The 20,399-nt window shown below is 37.1% G+C and carries 15 protein-coding genes; 8 read left to right on the top strand and 7 right to left on the bottom strand.

Annotated features, from left to right (window positions below):
* Positions 1-60: 60 nt before the first annotated feature.
* Positions 61-1,401 carry an argininosuccinate lyase gene (argH, locus tag AC0L6O_RS04060; protein WP_473306521.1) on the top strand — a complete coding sequence of 447 codons (1,341 nt, stop codon included), beginning with the start codon at positions 61-63 and terminating at the stop codon, positions 1,399-1,401.
* Between the two features lie 80 nt (positions 1,402-1,481).
* On the opposite strand, the gene AC0L6O_RS04055 is transcribed toward argH, so the two are convergent.
* Complete coding sequence (locus AC0L6O_RS04055) at positions 1,482-2,999, bottom strand: DNA gyrase inhibitor YacG (protein WP_473306520.1); 1,518 nt, start codon at positions 2,997-2,999, stop codon at positions 1,482-1,484.
* A 222-nt stretch (positions 3,000-3,221) separates the two neighbouring features.
* Between AC0L6O_RS04055 and AC0L6O_RS04050 the strand changes: the two genes are divergently transcribed.
* Positions 3,222-4,139: a PfkB family carbohydrate kinase gene (locus tag AC0L6O_RS04050; protein WP_473306518.1), complete on the top strand. Its 918-nt coding sequence runs from the start codon at positions 3,222-3,224 to the stop codon at positions 4,137-4,139.
* A gap of 28 nt (positions 4,140-4,167) precedes the next feature.
* Here the strand turns inward: AC0L6O_RS04050 and AC0L6O_RS04045 are convergent, their stop codons facing one another.
* The gene (locus AC0L6O_RS04045) at positions 4,168-7,218 is read right to left on the bottom strand and encodes a putative LPS assembly protein LptD (RefSeq protein WP_473306517.1); all 3,051 of its coding nucleotides are present in this window, start codon (positions 7,216-7,218) and stop codon (positions 4,168-4,170) included.
* A 98-nt stretch (positions 7,219-7,316) separates the two neighbouring features.
* On the opposite strand from AC0L6O_RS04045, the gene AC0L6O_RS04040 reads away from it, so the two are divergent.
* The gene (locus AC0L6O_RS04040; protein WP_473306516.1) at positions 7,317-8,099 is read left to right on the top strand and encodes an N-acetylmuramoyl-L-alanine amidase family protein; all 783 of its coding nucleotides are present in this window, start codon (positions 7,317-7,319) and stop codon (positions 8,097-8,099) included.
* Positions 8,100-8,148: 49 nt separating this feature from the next.
* Positions 8,149-9,108, top strand: coding sequence for an MlaD family protein (locus tag AC0L6O_RS04035; protein WP_473306514.1), 960 nt, complete (start codon positions 8,149-8,151; stop codon positions 9,106-9,108).
* Positions 9,109-9,122: 14 nt separating this feature from the next.
* On the opposite strand, the gene AC0L6O_RS04030 is transcribed toward AC0L6O_RS04035, so the two are convergent.
* The 5 genes from AC0L6O_RS04030 to AC0L6O_RS04010 form a co-directional block, all read right to left on the bottom strand.
* Positions 9,123-9,854: a hypothetical protein gene (locus AC0L6O_RS04030; protein WP_473306512.1), complete on the bottom strand. Its 732-nt coding sequence runs from the start codon at positions 9,852-9,854 to the stop codon at positions 9,123-9,125.
* The gene (locus tag AC0L6O_RS04025) at positions 9,851-10,579 is read right to left on the bottom strand and encodes a hypothetical protein (RefSeq protein WP_473306510.1); all 729 of its coding nucleotides are present in this window, start codon (positions 10,577-10,579) and stop codon (positions 9,851-9,853) included. The genes AC0L6O_RS04030 and AC0L6O_RS04025 overlap by 4 nt, the downstream gene beginning before the upstream one ends.
* A complete protein-coding gene (locus AC0L6O_RS04020) occupies positions 10,576-11,328 on the bottom strand; it encodes a hypothetical protein (RefSeq protein ID WP_473306509.1) in 753 nt (250 codons plus the stop codon). Before AC0L6O_RS04020 ends, AC0L6O_RS04025 begins: the two co-directional genes overlap by 4 nt.
* Before the next feature lie 48 nt (positions 11,329-11,376).
* A complete protein-coding gene (locus AC0L6O_RS04015) occupies positions 11,377-11,709 on the bottom strand; it encodes a PadR family transcriptional regulator (RefSeq protein WP_473306507.1) in 333 nt (110 codons plus the stop codon).
* 121 nt (positions 11,710-11,830) lie between these two features.
* Complete coding sequence (locus tag AC0L6O_RS04010; RefSeq protein ID WP_473306506.1) at positions 11,831-12,679, bottom strand: CvfB family protein; 849 nt, start codon at positions 12,677-12,679, stop codon at positions 11,831-11,833.
* Between the two features lie 118 nt (positions 12,680-12,797).
* Here AC0L6O_RS04010 and lysS point away from each other — a divergent pair, with 118 nt between their 5' ends.
* The 4 genes from lysS to AC0L6O_RS03990 all read left to right on the top strand — a co-directional run bounded on the left by lysS (position 12,798) and on the right by AC0L6O_RS03990 (position 20,324).
* Positions 12,798-14,513, top strand: coding sequence for a lysine--tRNA ligase (gene lysS, locus AC0L6O_RS04005; protein ID WP_473306504.1), 1,716 nt, complete (start codon positions 12,798-12,800; stop codon positions 14,511-14,513).
* Positions 14,514-15,180: 667 nt separating this feature from the next.
* Positions 15,181-18,336: a SusC/RagA family TonB-linked outer membrane protein gene (locus tag AC0L6O_RS04000; protein WP_473306503.1), complete on the top strand. Its 3,156-nt coding sequence runs from the start codon at positions 15,181-15,183 to the stop codon at positions 18,334-18,336.
* Between the two features lie 22 nt (positions 18,337-18,358).
* Positions 18,359-19,828, top strand: coding sequence for a SusD/RagB family nutrient-binding outer membrane lipoprotein (locus AC0L6O_RS03995; protein ID WP_473306502.1), 1,470 nt, complete (start codon positions 18,359-18,361; stop codon positions 19,826-19,828).
* A 28-nt stretch (positions 19,829-19,856) separates the two neighbouring features.
* Entirely contained in the window at positions 19,857-20,324 is a 468-nt protein-coding gene (locus tag AC0L6O_RS03990; RefSeq protein ID WP_473306500.1) for a hypothetical protein, read from the top strand.
* The last annotated feature ends 75 nt before the right edge of the window (positions 20,325-20,399 follow it).

Here is a 20,399-nt window from a genome sequence, read left to right as displayed (position 1 = left end):
TCTTTTAGGTCACTTTCTTTGTTTCTTTGTGAGGTTGATAATTAAAAAAATAAGTACATCGTGAAACTGTGGAGTAAAAGCAATGGTAAGAAAGTTCAGGAAAACATTGAACAATTTACCGTAGGTCAAGATAGAGAACTAGATATTCATTTAGCCCGATTTGATGTATTCGGGTCTATGGCTCATGCCATTATGCTAGAAAGCATTGGACTTCTAGAAAAAAAGGAGCTAGAATCACTCCTAAAAGAGTGCAAGAGTATTATATCTGACATTGATAATGGCATTTTTAAGATTGAAGATGATGTAGAAGACGTTCACAGTCAGGTAGAACTAATACTTACTCAGCGATTAGGAGACATTGGAAAGAAGATTCATAGCGGCCGCTCTAGAAACGACCAAGTTTTAGTGGATCTTAAGATGTATCTTAGAAGTAAGATAGAAGACATCTCCTCTCAAACGAATTCGCTTTTTCAAACTCTTATTGAGAAAAGTAATTTACATAGAGGAGATTTACTACCTGGATACACCCACCTTCAGATAGCTATGCCATCTTCTTTCGGCCTTTGGTTTGGAGCGTATGCAGAAAGTCTTATTGATGATATAACACTACTTCAAGCGGCTTATAAGGTAGTCAACAAAAACCCTTTAGGTAGTGGTGCTGGTTATGGTTCTTCTTTCCCACTCAATAGAACCATGACTACAGAGCTACTAGGCTTTGACGACCTTAACTATAATGTAGTATATGCTCAAATGACTCGTGGAAAAATGGAGTATGCGGTTTCTTCCGCTTTGAGTAACATTGCCAATACTATATCAAGGCTAGCAATGGATGTTTGCCTTTACAACAGCCAGAACTTTGCTTTCATTAAGTTACCAGAGGAAATCACAACGGGTAGTAGCATTATGCCTCACAAAAAGAACCCCGATGTTGCCGAAATACTAAGAGGTAAAGCCAATCTTTTAAAAAACCTACCTACACAGATAAACAGCCTACTGTCTAATTTACCGAGCGGCTATCACAGAGAACTTCAATTACTAAAGGAAATCCTTATCCCAGCATTTGATAGCTTTTCAGAGTGCTTAGAGATAACAGAATTTATGGTGCGAGAAATGCAGGTAAAAGAGAATATCCTTGATGACCCTAAATATGACTTACTTTTCAGTGTGGAAAACGTAAATAACCTAGTATTAAAAGGTACACCATTTAGAGATGCTTATAAAATAACTGGCGAAGGCATTAATGATGGCAACTTTGTACCAGACAGAAGCCTTAACCACACCTTAGAAGGAAGTATTGGCAACCTATGTAATGATGCTTTGGTTAAAAACATGAAAAAGCTTATTGAAGGATTTGGATTCAATAAAGTAGATACAGCATTTGAGAGTTTACTAAATCGTTAAAAACTAGCATTTCATTCTATTCCATAAAAAAAGCATCCCTTTTGGAATGCTTTTTTTATATATCTAAAATGAATAGATTCTTAGAAACAAGAATCATCTCCGTTTGAGCAACATCTTGAGAATCTCTTACCCATTTTCTTGTATTGGTTCTCTGTGATTTCTATGTAAACTTTACCATCATCACCTACTTGCATTTCTTGTTTAGTAAAACTTGCATCAAGCTCAATTGGTAAGTCAATGTTTTTATCAGCTGGCTCATCTCCTTCGCCATCACAAATTTCTAATGCGTGAGTAAGATTGCTACTTCCAGTTAGCATATATTTTAGAGCAGAAGCTCCAGCAACACTATACTGACCCAAACATAAATATTTATCAGCCGACTCTCCTTTAGAAAGTTTACCCATTTTCTTGGCATGAGCAATCACAGTTACTGTAGGGTTGTGCTCTTTACTTACCACTTCACTTATGGCATCATTTCCTGCAAAGAACATAGTTTGTTTTTTCTTACCAATCACTCCGTCAGAGGCAGCTTCTGCAACTACTGCATCAGTTGATTCAATTTCTGTAGCAGAAAGACCTTCCATCTCTGTTCCAGCCATATCAGCAGGACATAAAGCATAATCTTTTTTCAAGACAGCAAATCTCTTTTTAGTAACGTCCATTCTAATGGCTCCGTTATCACCAAAACTTGTCTGACCTTCTTCTACATCAAAATCTAAGTTTACTGGAATTTTCAAATCTACAGCAGAAAGTGCATTTCCATTTTGGTTATCTACTCTAACTACTTCCGAAGCACTTGTAGAACCAGATGCTGCATATTCATATGTCACACTTACAGGAACTGTCAATTTACCTAAGCAAAGGCTCTGACCACCATAAGATGCTACTAATTCCACTTCTTTAGTTTCCGTTACTCTGTCTCCACTGGTTATCTCTCCAGCACCTGACAAGTTTATTGTTTGGTCTACTGTATCTTGACAATCTGGGCAAGGCGTACAGTTACAAAATGGATTGGCAGTGTTATTGGCACTCCAAGAAGAGAAATTGTTACACTCTGGGCATGGAATATTTTGGTCACATGAAGGAATGTCTTGGAAGAAGATATTACCACATGTCTTCATTATATAAATGAAACAAGGCCCGTCTTTAACAAAGATTTGAAATCCTTCAAAATCTTTTCCAAACTGAGCTTTGATATATCTCTTACTTCCAGAACCCATCCATCCTACTGAACCGGCTGGTACAATTACAGGAGTAATATCGTCTTTGTCAAATTCAGGATCATTAGAGCCTATATAACCTAGGGTTTTTAAAAGTCTATCAAGTTCGGCACCATTTCTTTTGCTTCTTCTTTTTACTGCTTTAAGATGAGCATAAGCTGAGGCTGAAGTATGTCTTCTAATTCGTCCAAACTGAGGGTTAGTACCAAGCCTATTAAGAACGACTGGAGCCGCCCCTTCTGGCATAGCCTTCACTACCTCCTCATGAAAAAACTGATTAATAGTTTCAACACATGGTACAGTACCTTGAGCATTAGATTGCGTACTAAATGCTACTGTGAGCAAAAAAGCACCGATAAGAAATAAAGGATTCTTCATTGGAAAAATTGTTCTTATTTAGTTATTAGAGGGTAAAAATACAACAAAGAATTAATAGATATAAGCAAACTATCTACTAAAATATTAAACAAAAACATGGTACGATTTTTTACGGTAAAGGCTTTTTTGTCAAAACCAGTCAGTATGGTTCAGGAAATTCAAATGTTACTATTCGGAGAATCGTAGTATTTTTGCATAAAATTTTAAAACTAAACATCATTCATGAGTTTATTAACTGTAGGTTCTGTAGCATTTGACAAAATAGAGACACCTTTTGGCAAGACAGATAAAATTATTGGTGGAGCTGCCACTTATATCTCTTTAACTGCTTCTTACTTTACTAAGAAGAATAATTTAGTGGGGATAGTTGGGGCAGATTTTCCTGCTGAAATGATTGAAACATTTCATAAGCATGGTATTAATACGGATGGACTAGAAATTGACCCAACTGGTAAAACATTTTTCTGGAGCGGTAAGTATCATAATGATATGAATAGCCGCGACACACTAGAGACTCAATTAAATGTTTTAGACGGTTATGAGCCAAAACTACCTGAGCAATACCAAGAATGCGATTACTTAATGTTAGGAAACATGGTGCCTGGTGTGCAGCATGCTACTTTGAATAAGTTTAGCAAACGTCCAAAATTTGTCATGTTGGACACTATGAACTTATGGATGGATATAGCCATGGATGAGTTAAAGGCAGTTATTGCTGACATAGATTGTTTGACAATTAATGACTCTGAAGCAAGGCAGCTGTCTGGAGACTACTCTTTAAGAAAAGCGGCAAAAACAATTATGGCAATGGGGCCTAAAACTTTGGTTATAAAAAAAGGTGAGCATGGTGCCCTTCTTTTCCAAGGAGATAAGATATTCTTTTGTCCTGCATTACCTTTAGAAGATGTTTTTGACCCAACGGGTGCTGGTGACTGTTTTGCCGGAGGCTTTATTGGCTATTTGGCGAAGTCTGACGATTTATCTTTCAACAATCTTAAAAGAGCTATGATTTATGGTTCTGCTATGGCTTCTTTCTGTGTTGAGAAATTTGGCGTTGAAAAAATGCTAAATCTTACAGAAAAAGATATTAGCGATAGAGTAATGGAATTTGTGCAGCTAGCTAGTTTCGAAATTAGCTAATCAAATATTTATAAGGACAGTGTTATGGCTAGAAACCTCCTCGGTCATAATACTGTCTTCTTCTACTTACTTTTAAATCTTTAAGCAGCGAAGAACGAACCCTCAAATCAAAACTATAGTTTGAGGCCCTTGCTGCATTACCTGCTATAGGTGTCCAGTTAAAGCTCATATCCCAGCAGTGTAGCTCACGCATCATACCCACCGTAGTAAGTGTTACATCTTTATATACAAAGTCCCAACCTGTACTATAGGTTACCTTCCACTTTGGTGTCAAACTAAAATCTCCTCTAAAAGACAGAGCTTGTGTAACTCTGGCGTCTGCCAGGCCTTGCTTAGAATAGTTTAAAGAATAAGCCACTGTCAAACTCCAAGGGATTGAAAAATCGACATAAGCCATAGGATTAGCCTTTATAAATTTTTCCATGGCAGCTTTGGCAGGATCTACATTTTCGTCTGTTCCTTTTTGACCTTTTTTGTCTTTATTAAAGGTTTTAGGACTAAGCGTGGTATTCATAGACAGGTTAAAACTACTAAGATAGTCTCCCACATCTACTCCGGCATCTTTATTCCATTTGAACTTTGTAACCCTTTGCCCTGCTAAGTTACTGCTAATCAAATCATCTGTAACATACTGATAAGGATCTATGGTCCCGCCTGTGTTTAGCCTTATCAAACCTTTAAATAGCGATGTATTAGCACTTAAATTGATATTAGATAGTGCAAATTCGCCTAAACCTTTCTTAGCAAGAAGATTATAACTACCATTTATACTGAAATTATCTAGCAACGAAACCTTCTCAAATTCGCTTTGACCAGTATCTGACTTACTTCGCATTTTAGCTTCTAGCTGATTAGTTATTCCGAAACTAATATTGGCGGAAGCCGAACCTGTTCTCGCTGATGAATTGACAAATCTTGGCAAATACTTCTCTGTTGTAGCCCCCGTACTATCCTGCCTAATCACAGTTTTATAAGCATATTGCCCTTCGGTATCTGGTGTATAGCTCAAACTCATAGAAGGAGAAACGGTATGCCTAATAGCTTGCATTCTCCCTTTTTCGTTAAATCTATAAGTTCCATAAACTCTAGTGTTTAAACTTGTCCCAAAAGAATAACTTTGACCAAAAGAAGGTTTATTTAATGTGTCTATTACAACTACACCTCCACCATTAGGGTCAACCAAAACTCTTAAATTTTGTAAATCATCATAACTATATGAAACAGAATCATAGCCAGCTACCCCTTGGACCGTGACTGTTCGTCCGTCATCTAAAGTAACAACCTCCTCTTCGTCCCCAGGATTAACAAACTTATAATTCAACTCTTTAGTAAAAACATCTCCTTTATAGGAAATACTTGGCGTCAAGTTTATGTACTTGGCAATTTTAATGTTTGGTAGCGAAATAGGCACATTATAAGAAGTATTAAACACGCCATTTTTAAGAATATTATCAATTCCCTCAATAACTGGGCTATCTAAAGCTGCGAGCTGCTCTTCATAGAGAATCCTTTCTTCATCAGTTAAGTTATTTGATAGTAGAAGCTGCTCTAGCTCTTGCTTTCTTCTTTCTTCTATTGCTGAAATAGGCTCGTTAGAAACCCCTGCAATATTGTAATCATTATAACTGGTAGAGCGAGTGTTATTTTGATTAGTTACAGAATAACCTCCATTAACCGAAAGGCCTGTTCTAAAAGACTCATACCATCTTCCTATTTGTTTTTTCTCTGGCACAAATGGGTTAAACTGACTGACAGCTAAACTATAAGTAGCTCCAGCATTCAAAACCTTGGTAGACACGTTTTGATTTACTCGTAAAGCTCCACTGGTTCTTATAAGTTTTCCAAAGTCTTTTGAATATTGAATAGAAGAACCGAAAGTATTGCTGGTGTATTGGTCTACGGCATCTAATCGTCTATTGTTTTGATTAAAACCATTACTTACCAGATTGACCGAAGCAGAAAAACTTCTATCAGGTCTTTTATTTTGGGGAGAATGCGACCATGAAATATTGAAATCTCTTGATGTTTCTTGAAGAGATAGCTCATCCCCAGGTTTATTGACATTGAACTGGACATTCACATTTCCAGCGTACTTATACTTTTTGGTGTATTGCGACTGCACGCCAAGCCCAAAACTTCCTTTTGAATAAATTTGGGCTAATACTTTTGCACCTATATACTCATTAAAGGCATGATAGTAACCAAAGTCTCTAAAATAGTAACCTCTATTATTGGGCTCTTCGCCATAGCTACCCATGATAAAACCAGATGTACCTATCTCCTTTTTCTTTGGCACAGGGAAAAAACCAAAAGGAAAACCTATGGGCAATGGAATACCTGCCAAAACCAAATTAAATGGTCCAGAAATAATGGAGCGTTTATTAACGAGTTTAATTTTCTTTGCAGCAATATGAAAATGTGGCTCTGCCAAATCACAGGTAGAATACTTGGCATCTACCAAATAAAGGTTATCCTTTGGGTCTTTCTTTACTTTCTCTCCCTGAATAATACCTTCTCCTTCTTGCGTTACAATTCCCTTAATAATAGCCTTCCTAGACTTAAAGTTATACCTAATAGTATCTGTGTTATAAGATTCTGCTCCTTGTGTAAAAATTGGCTTCCCTTTTACCTTCTCTCCTACCAATTTTGTAGAATCTGGCACACCGTGTGCGTAAATCTCACTATCTACCCAACTAAAGCGAATAAAATCAGCTTTTAAATTAACATCTCCATACTCTACCGAAGCATTACCGTATAAAAAAACAGTCTCTCCATCCACTTCCATTACTATGGTGTCAGCAGAATAAACCACAGTGGTTTCTAGGTTATTATCTACACTCACTAGCGAGTCAGCAATTAAGCTCTTAGGAAGGGTATCTTGTGAAAGCACTAAGGAGTCAGAAATTAAACCCTCTTTAATAGTATTCTGAGACACCACTAGTGAGTCTGCTTGAGCATAAGCCAAACCAGAAACTAAGCAGCACAACAAAAGAATAGGACACAAAAAACGGAATTTGCGACCTATGATTTTAGGGGAAAGCCTCAGGACAATATTTTTAAATTTTTCCTGTTTTATCAAAAAAGTTAAATTTGAAGCACAAAAGTACTTTAATTGTGCTTCCTAATAACGTAAATTGTACAAATCTCGTGTTAAATTTACCTAAATAACACTACATCATGCTTTCTAATAAAACATTCATAATAGCCTTTTTACTTACATCTGCCACGTTTTTCTCGTTTTGCAGGCTTAATAATTACCCATTAAACACTGTCAAAAAAGTAGTAATAGATGCAGGACATGGCGGCAAAGACCCTGGTACTGGAAATGGTAGAGAAAAAAGATTTGCTCTAGATATAGCACTCCGCTTAGGTAAAATGATAAAAAACAACCTAAAAGATGTTGAGGTAATATACACTCGCGACTCCGATGTATTTATACCTCTAAACGAACGAGCCGAAATTGCCAATAAAAATAAGGCCGACCTTTTTATCTCTATACACTGTAATGCGTTCACATCTGCAAATGCAAGCGGTACAGAAACTTACGTAATGGGACTTCATAAAAGTGAGGCTAACCTTAACCTAGCAAAGAGAGAGAACAATGTAATTTTGATGGAAGACAATTACAAAAAATCCTATAAAGGTTTTAACCCAAACTCTCCACTAGCACATATCATGCTAGCCAATTATCAAAGTGCTTTCATGAATCAAAGTATGGATTTCGCCTCAAGAGTGGAACGTCAATTTGTAAATCATGGAAATAAAAGCCGTGGGGTTAAGCAAGCAGGTTTTTTGGTTATCTGGGAAACTACCATGCCGAGCGTGTTAATTGAAACGGGTTACCTCTCTAACCCTGCTGATGCTAGGAAATTAGCTTCAGAAAGTGGTAGGGAGAATATCGCGAAAGCTATATACACAGCTTTCAATTCCTACAAATCTGACGTAGAAAGAAACCAATAAGGCATTATATTTGTGTCATAGTTGTAATCACTGGCATAAACAGCAAAAAATGAAAATAAGTAAAGAAGCGAAGGTTGGTTTATTAGGTATCATTTCGCTAGTTATCTTATACCTAGGTTTCAATTATCTTAAAGGTCTTGATGTATTTTCTACCGAAAATGAATACCAAGTAGTATTTAGTGATGTACAGGGGCTTCAAACCTCAAACGCCGTTACTTTTAAAGGAGTAAATGTAGGGCGAGTTATGGCCATGGAAACAGACCAAGAGAATAATCAAATAAATGTAACACTGGCCGTAAGAAAGCACATAGAACTTACAGACCAAACTGTAGCTCTCTTATCAGACGATGGACTTATAGGTGGTAAACTAATAAAGCTGCAAATAGAGCCTGGCACAAGCTTACCTGAGGGTGGATTACTAAAAGGGAAAGCAGAACTAGGTTTGGCTGACGAAGCTATATCTACCATTACTCCTGCTCTTCAGAATGTAGACTCATTACTAATAAATCTTAATAGAGTGGTAAAGCAGTTTGACGAGACTGGTTATGCTTTAAATGCACTATTAAAATCGGCAAATAAAACTACTGATGGCTTAAATGTGGTGGTAGCTCAAAATACTACTGGTTTGGCACAAGTTATTTCTAATGCTCAAACACTAACTGAAAACCTTGGCGTGGTTACAGGAAACTTAGATTCTCAAATAGCCCCTATTATGAAACGTACGGGCGAGTTTACCGAAAACTTAAGTACGTTAGAATTAGAAAAAACAGTTAGCAACCTTAATACTGCCATTGCTGGCTTGCAGGCCATTTTGACCAATGTAAATGAGGGTCAAGGAACTTTAGGGAAATTAACTTCTGACCAGTCGCTATATTCTAATCTAGACGAAACAGCCTCCTCTTTAGACGCCCTCCTTTCAGATTTGAAAGAAAACCCGAGACGTTATGTTCACTTTTCTCTTTTTAAAGGGAAGGATAAGGAAGGGAAGAAGAAGGATAAGACGGAGTAGATATTCAGAAAAAACTAGTTCGCAACACTTCGAGTCTTAGATTTCCTATACGCTTCAACAGCAATTTCAAACTGAGCCCAAGCAACCGAAAAACCAACTACAGCTACCAAAAAAACTAATACTTTTAAAAGTTGAGAATCTCCATTTGAAAAAGTATTCCAGCTTTGAAAAATCAAATTACAAACAAGAAAAAAGCCTATAAAGCTTTGCATTAAGATTCTTTGATGCGTTTTCTTGAAAAGAGAATGCTTTTTCCTTTTACCCAACTCCGTTTCTTCTAAGGAAAGCCATCTGGAACTCTTTTTGAATAAATCCTCAAAGCCTATAAGAAAGATAGGCGAAACGTAAAGTCCACAAAAAATCATGAGTAAAGGCCATAAGAATATTTCGTTTGAACTTTCAAAAAACTTATATCCCAAAAATAAACCTAGGAGCCAAAACAGAATTCGAAAAGTAGTAAACTGCTCCGCTATATTCTGTATTAATTGCTTCTTTAATTCTTTCTTGATGCTTTCTGCATACTCCATCTCAAAAGCTTTTAAACCTCGATAGCCCTTAAATATCCTTCCGGCAAAGTCTTTTTTCACTTCCGAGAATGCTTCTTCAAAACTTTCATGATTTTCTAAAGTATTTTCCATTCTAGTGATAAAATGGTCTAACACTTCGTCATAAAAATCTTTAAACTCTAGCCCCCAGTCTAGTAGATAAAGCTCTATTGTTTCTATTTGTGGTGTGGTGAGTTTCATGCAATCAAAGTCCTTTTAATAGCAATGGAGTAAATAGACCAAGCAAATAATAAGGACAGCCATATCAAAACCACACTGCCTAAATGAGGCAGCTCAAAGAAAAAATTAAGCTCATAGTTTAATAGAAAAAGTAAGACTGGTATCTGCCATAATTTAAGCCAAGCATGTTTCTCTGCTGAAGTTGGTCTTAGCATTTTATAAATCTTGGGTAAAAACTTAAACACTGTGTAAGTATCTGAATTCCATAGTGGCGTCTTAGAAAAAAATGTCGCAAGAGAAAACCCAAATAAAGCACCCATTATCCCTGTTACAAAGCCACTAGAAAAAGTACCAGCGTTTAGTAACGAAAAATCAAAGGCAAAGCGGCTTAGTAGCCAAAACAGCACTACCCAAAATATTATTCTAAAGGAAAATAACTGTTTTTTTATAGACTTAAGAAAACTAGCATAAAGCCTTTTCTCAATGCCCCTGAAACGCCTTAACTCTATCGCTTTTAATCCAGAATAATACCCCTGATTTCCATAAGTTCCGAGAGATTCGTATTCTTCATCAAAAGAATAAATAAGCTCATTTACTTTAAATTGAATTTCTGCTTCCTCTAGCTCTGACTCCTCGAAAGAAGTACAAATATGGTCTAACATTTCAGCCTCAAACTCCTTAAAGCAGAGCTCTTGAGCAGCCAAATCTTCCTTAATACTTTCTATTTGTGGTGTGGTGAGTTTCATAAACTTTCCAGATTAAAGTCTATTTTCCTACTTCTAACATATTTATTCACACCCAAAGAAAACGGGAGCAATAATAATCCGATTACAATTAAATATGGGTTTCCCCATGTGGGCGAAGCTTCTGAGGGACTAAAAAACATTTCATAATACCGAGGAATATGAGTTAGTTGAAAATTAACCAGCCATATTAAATGATATCCAGGTTGGTAACTTAGTTTCTTTCGTTTGAGCTCAGGTAATTCTAATTTTTCTTCAAATTGAAATATTGACTTAAACATTTCAAAAGAACCTTTCAAAGTCCACTTTTTAATTATAGGCCAATATGGAATAAAAGTATTGGCGAAAAATAATACAAACATTAGTGGTTTGATAATTCCAACTTGATATAGTTGAAAACAACAAAGAGCAATCAAAACCCAAATAAAAACCCATCTACTCTTCAAAAGTGAGAAAGTGGCACTTAAAATATTTTTAAATCCATTTTTTTTTGATTTAGCTAAAAAACGCATTTCCATGGCTTTAATACCATAGAATTCCATTCCAATTTTTCCTTTTTGATACAAGTCATCAGCAAATAAGTAACTCACTTCAGGAAAAGCAATGTGGAACTCTTCGTTCGTGTCGTCCATTCTACTTTCTGTAGCAGAAATAAAATGGTCTAAAATTTCATAGTAGAAAGTCTTATTGTATATATCCCAGCTAAGAATATATCGCTCTATTGTTTCTATTTGTGGTGTGGTGAGGTTCATGTCTTATCAAATCAAAAATTTACTTTTCAATCTCATGTGAGTCCAGTTTCATCCCAAGCTGATTTTAGGATTCAGTATCAAATTCAAATTATCAGCAAAAGCCCTAAGTTCCGCTATGCGGTCAATGGCTTCGGCATTACCTTTTGGTGTAATCTTATAATACTTCCGAATTCGGCCGTCTACCTTTTCTGTTTCCGGCGTAAGAATATCTTCCGCCTCCAGTTTATGAAGTATAGGGTAAAGTGCCCCTTCTGTAATCTTAATGTCATTTTGGGTGAGTTCTTTTACCTTTTGGGTAATCTCATAGCCATACATACGGCCATTATCGTGCAGTAATTTCAGAACAATTGTACTCAGACTCCCCTTAATATGCTTCTCCACTTATATCTATTCGTTATTGAAAACAAATATACATAAATTTCTTATGCATCAAATTCTTAGGTATAAGAATTGAAACCTTCTCTACTAACAATCAGCTTACTAGCTAAAGCCTAATTTTATATTATTCGGATTCTTTCTGAACCAATCTTATCCCTTCAGGTTCAATAACAATAAGCTTCTGCTTGTACAAAGTGCCTATTGCTCTTTTGAAAGCTTTCTTGCTCATTTCTAATCTGCCTTGAATATCTGCAGAATCAGATTTGTCTGAAAGTTCTAGACTGCCATCATTGGCTTTAAGTGTATCTAGTATTTTTTGTGCGTTTGGTTCGTTGATGTTTTCAAAACCTTGCTTTCGTAATGTAATGTCAATTTTCCCATCTTCACGAACAACCTTTACAAATCCTTTAGTTGTATCTCCCCAAGCTACACGTTGGAAAATCTCGTTTTCGTAAATTAGTCCACGGTATTTATGATTGACAGCTACATTATAACCTAGGTCGGTTTTGTCCAAAATAAGTAAGTCAACCTCCTCCCCTTCTTTCAGGTCAATATTCTCAAACTCAAAATGCCTATTTAGTCGGCAAGAGCCTACGAGCCTGTCCGTGTCTTCATCTAAATAAAGATAAACCACCGTATAATCGCCTTCTCTTAGTTTTTGATTTTGCTCTCTAAAAGGCACAAACAAATCTTTTTCTAAACCCCAGTCTAAAAAAGCTCCTATTCTAGTGTCGGCTGTTACCTGAAGACACGCAAACTGATTAAGTTTTATAAGCGGCTCTAAAGTGGTAGCAATAATTCTATCTTCCGAGTCACGGTATAGAAAAACCTCCACCTCATCACCTACATTAAGGTTTTCAGGAATATATTTATGAGGTAATAAGACATCATTATTTTCGTCGTCTCCAAGGAAAAAACCTACCGATGTACCTCTTAAAACCTCTAACTTATTTAATTGACCTACTTTTAGCATGTTCAAAGCTAGCTAATGTTCATCGGACATTAATTAATATTTCATAATTTTGCATTCTTTTTAGATAAAGAGAGCTTGAAATGACCTAATCATTTCATTATACAAAGAATTAATATAGATGTTACTGAACGAGCAAGAAATCCTTAGAAGACAAAAGAGAGAAGAGCTAATGCGAATGGGTATCAATCCCTTCCCACCAGAGCTTTTTGAAATCAATGCAACGTCTGCCGAAATAAAGGCAAACTTTGACGCAGAAAAAGGAAACTATAAACAGATAAGCCTTGCTGGTAGACTCATGAGTGTGCGTGGTAAGGGGAGTGCTGCTTTTGCCGAACTTCAGGACAGCTCTGGAAGAATCCAGGTTTACTTCAGAAGAGATGACATTTGCCCAGAAGAAGACAAAACGATGTACAACATTGTTTTCAAAAAGCTTCTTGACATTGGCGACATTCTTGGAATTCAGGGATATGCCTTTGTAACGCAAGTGGGAGAAATTTCTATTCACGTAACATCTTTCAAAATACTTAACAAAGCACTTAAGCCACTTCCGATAGTTAAGCGAGATAAAGACGGCAATGTACATGATGGCTTTACCGACCCAGAATTAAGATACCGTCAGCGTTATGTTGACCTTATTGTAAATCCTGAGGTTAAAGACATCTTTATAAAGAGAGCAAAGATTATCTCTACCATGAGAAGCATCTTTGACGAAAAAGGCTGGCTAGAAGTAGAAACACCAATTTTACAGCCAATACATGGTGGTGCTGCCGCACAACCTTTTAAAACGCATCATAACTCATTAGATATGCCTCTCTATATGAGAATAGCCAATGAGCTTTATTTGAAAAGATTGATTGTTGGTGGTTTTGATGGTGTTTATGAGTTTGGTAAAATGTTCAGAAATGAAGGCATGGACCGTACCCATAATCCAGAGTTCACTGCCTTAGAATTTTACGTAGCTTATAAAGACTACGAATGGATGATGGACATGACTGAAACCATTCTAGAAAAAGTGGCCATAGCCGTACATGGTAAAACGTCTTTTCCTGTAGGTGAAAACGAAATTAACTTTGCAGGACCTTTTGAAAGGTTAAGCATCTTAGGTTCTATTGAAAAGTATACGGGTGTAGACTTAACAGACCTTTCTGAAGAAGAGACACGTGGATACTGTAAGCAGTGGGGCATCGAAATTGACGATTCAATGGGTAAAGCGAAGTTGATTGACGAGATTTTTGGCGAGAAAGTAGAGGAACATTTGATACAGCCTACGTTCATTATTGACTACCCGGTAGAAATGTCTCCTTTGACTAAAAAGCACAGGAGCAAAGAAGGTTTAGTAGAGCGTTTTGAGCTATTTGTAAATGGTAAAGAACTAGCTAATGCTTATACCGAGCTTAATGACCCTATTGACCAAAAAGAACGTTTTGAAGACCAGCTTAAACTAGCTGCAAGAGGAGACGAAGAAGCCATGGCTATGGATGACGATTTCTTAAGGTCTTTAGAGTATGGAATGCCGCCTACGTCAGGCATAGGTATCGGAATTGACAGGTTGACTATGTTTTTAACGAACAATAGCAGCATTCAAGAAGTATTGTTTTTCCCTCAGATGCGTCCTGAAAAGAAAATTTTAGCCGCTACCGTAGCTGACTATGAAGCGGTTGGCGTTCCGGAAATTTGGATACCTGCTTTGCAAAAAATGGGATTCTTCACCATTGAAGCTTTAAAAGAAGCAAACCCAAACAAAGTTTTCAATGACCTTGGCGGTATGCGTAAAAAACTAAAAATTGATGCTAAACTTCCTTCTAAAGAAGAAGTAGAAAACTGGGTGTCATAAAAAACGCACAAGTTTTTAATAAAGTAAGACTCAACACTTAAGCCTCCATTGCAAATCTGCAATGGAGGCTTTTTTTATTCCAAATAGCCCATAAAGCATTTAAAGCACTGTTATCTAAGTTCCAATCAAGCTACTCTTCCTATTCCTTAGTAATCTTTAAGAAGGATTCTAAATAACGGAATAATACAATCATACGCCACCAAGCACTCTTCATCCAATATCAATCACTTTCAGTTTAGATATTGTATTTATTTTATATTATGTTATAATCATTTATCTTTTTTATGGCAATTGGTCACTTTTGCCATATTAAATTTTTTTAAAAACAAATAGTGCAGTACACTTGAACTGTATTTAGAACGAAATACAAAATTTAGCAAGCGAAACTTCCCATCCCGACCGCAACAATGGCGAAAGTTTTACAGAAGCTATGTGTAGAAACATGGCGACTGTAGACAACGGTGTCTAGTGTGTGTGGTAATAATAATTCTAAACTAACCTTAAGAAAATTTCATCACGAAATCGAAAGTCGTGGTTTCAAGAAATAAAATGTTTTCTCCGCCTTTGGTCAATGTTAAGAACCGAGCGGTCGGGGAACTCCATTTTCCGGGCGGAGAAAACATTTAAAGAACTTGTTAAAATGAACCTTAAGCTAAACTGAACCTAAATGAAAAAATTTCTACTTTTAAACAGAGTCTTAGTTCTGCTGCTTTTTGCCCTTACGGCAAATGCTCAGACTATCTCAGGGGTAGTGTCATCTGCAGAAGACGGCCCTCTACCTGGCGTATCCATTGCTATTAAAGGTACCACCGTAGGTACCATATCAGATTTTGATGGTAAATTTTCTTTAAAAGCACCTTCTAAAGAATCAATCTTAGTTTTTAGTGCAATTGCCTTTGCAACACAAGAAGTAACGGTAGGAAACCAAACCACTTTTAATGTTACACTTGTCTCAGACAACAAACTACTTAACGAAGTGGTAGTAACAGCCTTAGGAATTAGTCGGGAAAAGAAATCTCTTGGTTTTTCCCAACAAGAGTTATCTGGCGAGGCCTTAACTGAGTCTAGATCAAATAACGTAGTAAATGGTTTATCTGGTAAAGTAGCCGGTGTACGTATATCTAGTAACGGAGGTCCAGGTAGTGGCTCAAATATTCAAATAAGAGGCTCCTCTTCTGTATCTGGTAATAACCAACCATTGATAGTAATTAATGGTGTGCCAATGCAGCAAACTACTAGTAATCAGTATGGTGGTGGTATATCTGAGGTTAATCCAGACAATATTAAAACTATGTCGGTTCTTAAAGGACCAAACGCAGCAGCACTTTACGGCTCTAGAGCGGCAAATGGTGTTATTTTGATAACAACGAAAGACGGAAGTTCTACAAAAGGGATTGGCGTAGAATACAATGCAAACTTTACAGTAGAAAGACCTTTTGTTAAGCCTGATTTCCAAAACACATATGGTGGAGGTAATGGTTATAGAACTTGGTATGCTGATGGTTGGAGTGGTGTAATACAGCCAGATGCTTATGACCAATACCAAGCTGCTTATGGCAACTTAAATCCAGGTTCAACTACAGGTACTGCTGGTACTGATGAAAGCTGGGGTGCTCCTTTAGACGGAAGGCTTACAAGACAATGGTGGACAGGTACAGACGTAGCTCCTTTAACTCCACAACCAAACAACTGGGATGAGTTTTGGGAAACTGGTACTACGTTAACTAATAGCATTGCACTTTCAGGAGGAAACGAAGATGGTAACTTCAGATTAGCTTACAGCAAATTGAATCAAAAAGGTATCTCTTCATTTAATGATTATAACAGAGATAACTTTACTTTATCTTCGGGATATAACCTGACTAAATGGTTAAAAGCAAACTTTAATGCTGACTACATTAAAACTGGTGGTAATAGAAACTATCAATCAGGTCAGCAATTTATATGGGCTCACCGTCATATCTCTTGGGACAGACTAGCTAACTGGGCTGATTATACAGATACGCATATCCAAAAAGAAGGAGACACTGACCCGCCAAACTGGCAGCATACGTATTTCACTAACCCTGACTTTTCAAATGAGCTTTTGCCTACAACAAACGACAAAGACCGATTATTAGGAAATGTCTCTATTCAAGCAAGTATTACAGATAACCTTAACTTAATGCTAAGAACAGGTACAGATGTTTGGACTGATACTAGAATAAACGTTTCGAGTTTTGAACGTACTAGAAATGGCAATACATCTCCAGGTAGATATTCTGAAACTGTATTAAGAGAGCAAGAAAACAATCATGATTTCTTATTGTCTTATGACAAAATGTTCTCTAGTGATTTCTCTTTTGTAGGTCAAGTTGGTGGAGCTATTAGAACAAATTACTACAAGCGTAATTATACATATGTAGGTGAATTAATAGTAGATGGTATTTACAACCTTTCAAATGCTAACCCTAGCCAAAACACTGCAGAAAGTGATATAGAAGAATCAGAAGTACAAAGTTTATATGGTTCATTCCAAATGGGATACCTAAATGCTCTTTTCTTAGACTTAACAGCTAGAAACGACTGGTCAAGTACACTTCCAAACGGAAACAATTCTTACTTCTACCCGTCTGCTTCTGTTAGTGCTGTATTTACAGACCTATGGGATATCAACAGTTCTGTGCTTTCTTTTGGTAAATTAAGAGCCAGTTGGGCACAAGTTGGAAACGATGCTGATCCTTATCAATTAAGTCAAACATTCGTTGCTTCAGGTTCTTGGGATGGTTCTATTGCAGAATATTCTGAAAACACAGAAATAGCCAACGCTACACTTAAACCTGAGATTACAACAGGTGTTGAGCTAGGTGCTGATTTAAGATTCTTCAAAAGCCGTTTAGGTTTAGATGTAACTTACTATGACCAAACTACTAAGAACCAAATTTTAGGTGTTGAAATATCAAAAGCAAGTGGATACAATTCTAGAATCCTTAATGCAGGTAAAGTAAACAATAAAGGAATTGAGGTAAGCTTAAGCGGAACAGCCTTTGAGTCTGCTTCAGGATTCAAGTGGGATGTTTTAGTAAACTACTCGAAAAACAAAAACAAAGTAGTAGAACTAGCCGAAGGCTTAGACACTTATACTTTACAAGAGCGTAGAGGTTTGACTTCAATAGCGACTATAGGTGAGCCTTACGGTACACTTTACGGTATCGGTTTTGCAAAAAGCCCAGATGGACAAATAATCTACGAAAACGGTTTACCACAAGTAGAAAGCACTCCTCAAGTATTGGGTAATGTTCAGCCAGATTGGACTGGTGGTTTCATGAATACTTTCAGCTACAAAAACGTAACCCTTACAGCTCTTATTGATGCAAGATTTGGTGGAGACTTCTATGACGAAGGAACCGCTACTGCAAGATGGACTGGTCAGTATGCTGAAACAGCTATTGGACGTGAAGAAGGTGTAATTGGAGCAGGTGTGATGAACATAGGCACTGACGAAAGCCCAGAGTATGTACCAAATACAGTAATGGTAGCAGGAAATCAGTTCTATGGCTATAACAGCCCAAGAAGATACCACGAAGCAGCCATATTTGATGGTACTTATGTGAAGCTTAGAGAAATGTCTTTAGGTTACTCATTTAGCTCTGCATTCTTAGAGAAAATGAAAATTCAAAACGCGAAACTTTCTTTAGTTGGTCGTAACGTATTGATGCTTTTCTCTAACTCTCCTCATATCGACCCAGAAGTTGACTCTTATGGCGGTAACTCTCAAGGTTTCACTTACGGACAATTGCCTAACTCAAGAAGCCTTGGCTTCAACCTAGCACTAGGCTTTTAATCCAAAAAAAATTGACAAGAAAATGAAAATAAATAATAAAATATTCTTATCTGCTTTAGCTGGAATCATGCTTGTTTTCGCAAACAGCTGTACGGATGATTTCGAAGAATTAAACACAGACCCTAACAATCCTACGTCGATTGGGGCTCAGTATCTCTTACCATATGCCATTGAAGAATCAGTAGATAGGTATTGGGGAGGAAGCACGCGTTTTGAAAGATTGAACCTTGATGGTGCCATGCTATGGATTCAATACCTGGCAAGAAACATCTATTCAAATGAAGGTGATAGTTATGGTATTACGCCAGCGTTTTACAATAACACTTGGGAATCACTATACAATGATGGCCTAACTAACTTCCAAAGAATAGAAACACTTAGTGGAGCAGAAGGTGCTAGCCCAAATGCTAACTACGAGGGAATAGCCATAGTAATGAAATCATGGATATATTCTTTACTAACTGACATGTATGGTGCAGTTCCTTATTCTCAAGCCGTTTCTGGAGCAGCTGAAGAGCCAATATATACGCCAGAGTATGACAATATGGAAGCTATCTATGCTGGTTTGTTAGCTGATTTAAAAATAGCAAACGAAAAGCTTTCTGTAAGTGGTCCTACTGTGTCAGGCGACATTCTTTACGGTGGTGACATACTTAAATGGAAGAAGTTTGCTAACTCTTTAAGCTTAAAATTAGCAAACAGGCAAGCTGCTAAGAAACCTACAGAGTCAAAAGCTATCATGTCTGAGATACTGGGTTCTCCAGGTACATACCCAATATTCACTAGTAATGATGACAATGCACAGTTAGTGCATACAGCGACAAGACCTAGTAATAATACATGGAACGAAGTAATGGTTCAGGGTGGACGTACCGACTGGAGTATGAGTAAAACCTTTGTTGACTTAATGACAGAAACTGCTGACCCAAGATTAGGTGCTATTGCAACTTCTGTAAATGGCGAATACAACGGTATTCCAAACGGCTTGCCTGATGCTATTGCTACTACTTATTTGAGCTCTGCTTCTATTCTTCAAAGCTCATTCAGTGCGGCCGATGCTCCTAGTATATTAATGACTTTCAGCGAGCTTAATTTTATCTTGGCAGAAGCTGCTTTAGAAGGCGATATTTCTGGTGATGCAGATGCTTACTTCAAGACGGGCTTAGAAGCTTCTTTTGAATCATTTGGATTAACAATGCCAGCTGGTTTTGAAACTTCTTTAGGTTCTTTAACTAAGGAAACTGTTATGACCCAGAAGTATGTAGCTCTATTTGGTCAAGGTATTGAGGCCTGGACAGAATATCGTAGAACTGGCTTCCCAGTCATTCCTGCGGCTGACCCAAGAGCAATTTTCGAAAACGACGGAATTATCCCAACACGTTTGCCTTACCCAACTACTGAGTATTCGCTTAATAAAGCAAAACTTGACGCTGGTGTATCGCTAAACGGCGGTCCTGACAATATGCAAACTGAACTTTGGTGGGCAGAGTAATTTTTGATTCAAATAAATAAAAAAAACAATGAAAAAATTATCATATATAATCTTAGTACTCGCAACGGTTACCACTTTTGTGGCCTGCGAAAAGCAAGATCCTTTTGTAGACAGAGTAGTAGCACCGGTATTAGTAACAGTAAAGGGAGACACTGGCTCTCCTTCATCAGGTCTAACTACTGACCCTACTATTAGCTCATCTTTTGGCGAAACCGCTAAGCTAAGCTTTATGGTTTTAGAACTTGACAAAACCAACATCTTAGATTACACCAAGGGGATTGATTCCATTCCGGTAGCATCTGTTTCACTTCTTGTAAAATTTAGAGGGGGAGCAGAAATCGGAACATTTACCACAGGAGCAGATGGACTTGCTTCCGTAGAAGTGCCATGGTCTACTTTAGGAATTTCCGAATCGGGCTCAACAGTTTCCTTAAGTGCCTCCGGAACTTATAAAGATGTGGCATTCACTAAATTATTCAAATTAGCTTCAAACTAACCTATAAGAAGCCCCTTCGGGGGCTTCATTTTCTTTTTAAAAAACTCTGAATTGATCATAATAAAAAAAACAGTA

The sequence above is a fragment of the Arcticibacterium sp. GJ41-1 genome, from assembly GCF_055808875.1.
Note: the sequence above shows the minus strand (reverse complement) of the source record. Positions and strands in the feature narration are given on the sequence as shown.

What these genes read in the sequence shown, in the direction of transcription:
- AC0L6O_RS04055 (WP_473306520.1), bottom strand. Translation starts at nt 2,999, where the DNA reads ATGAAGAATCCTTTATTTCTTATCGGTGCTTTTTTGCTCACAGTAGCA.
- AC0L6O_RS04050 (WP_473306518.1), top strand. Translation starts at nt 3,222, where the DNA reads ATGAGTTTATTAACTGTAGGTTCTGTAGCATTTGACAAAATAGAGACA.
- AC0L6O_RS04040 (WP_473306516.1), top strand. Translation starts at nt 7,317, where the DNA reads ATGCTTTCTAATAAAACATTCATAATAGCCTTTTTACTTACATCTGCC.
- AC0L6O_RS04035 (WP_473306514.1), top strand. Translation starts at nt 8,149, where the DNA reads ATGAAAATAAGTAAAGAAGCGAAGGTTGGTTTATTAGGTATCATTTCG.
- AC0L6O_RS04030 (WP_473306512.1), bottom strand. Translation starts at nt 9,854, where the DNA reads ATGAAACTCACCACACCACAAATAGAAACAATAGAGCTTTATCTACTA.
- AC0L6O_RS04025 (WP_473306510.1), bottom strand. Translation starts at nt 10,579, where the DNA reads ATGAAACTCACCACACCACAAATAGAAAGTATTAAGGAAGATTTGGCT.
- AC0L6O_RS04020 (WP_473306509.1), bottom strand. Translation starts at nt 11,328, where the DNA reads ATGAACCTCACCACACCACAAATAGAAACAATAGAGCGATATATTCTT.
- AC0L6O_RS04010 (WP_473306506.1), bottom strand. Translation starts at nt 12,679, where the DNA reads ATGCTAAAAGTAGGTCAATTAAATAAGTTAGAGGTTTTAAGAGGTACA.
- lysS (WP_473306504.1), top strand. Translation starts at nt 12,798, where the DNA reads ATGTTACTGAACGAGCAAGAAATCCTTAGAAGACAAAAGAGAGAAGAG.
- AC0L6O_RS04000 (WP_473306503.1), top strand. Translation starts at nt 15,181, where the DNA reads ATGAAAAAATTTCTACTTTTAAACAGAGTCTTAGTTCTGCTGCTTTTT.
- AC0L6O_RS03995 (WP_473306502.1), top strand. Translation starts at nt 18,359, where the DNA reads ATGAAAATAAATAATAAAATATTCTTATCTGCTTTAGCTGGAATCATG.
- AC0L6O_RS03990 (WP_473306500.1), top strand. Translation starts at nt 19,857, where the DNA reads ATGAAAAAATTATCATATATAATCTTAGTACTCGCAACGGTTACCACT.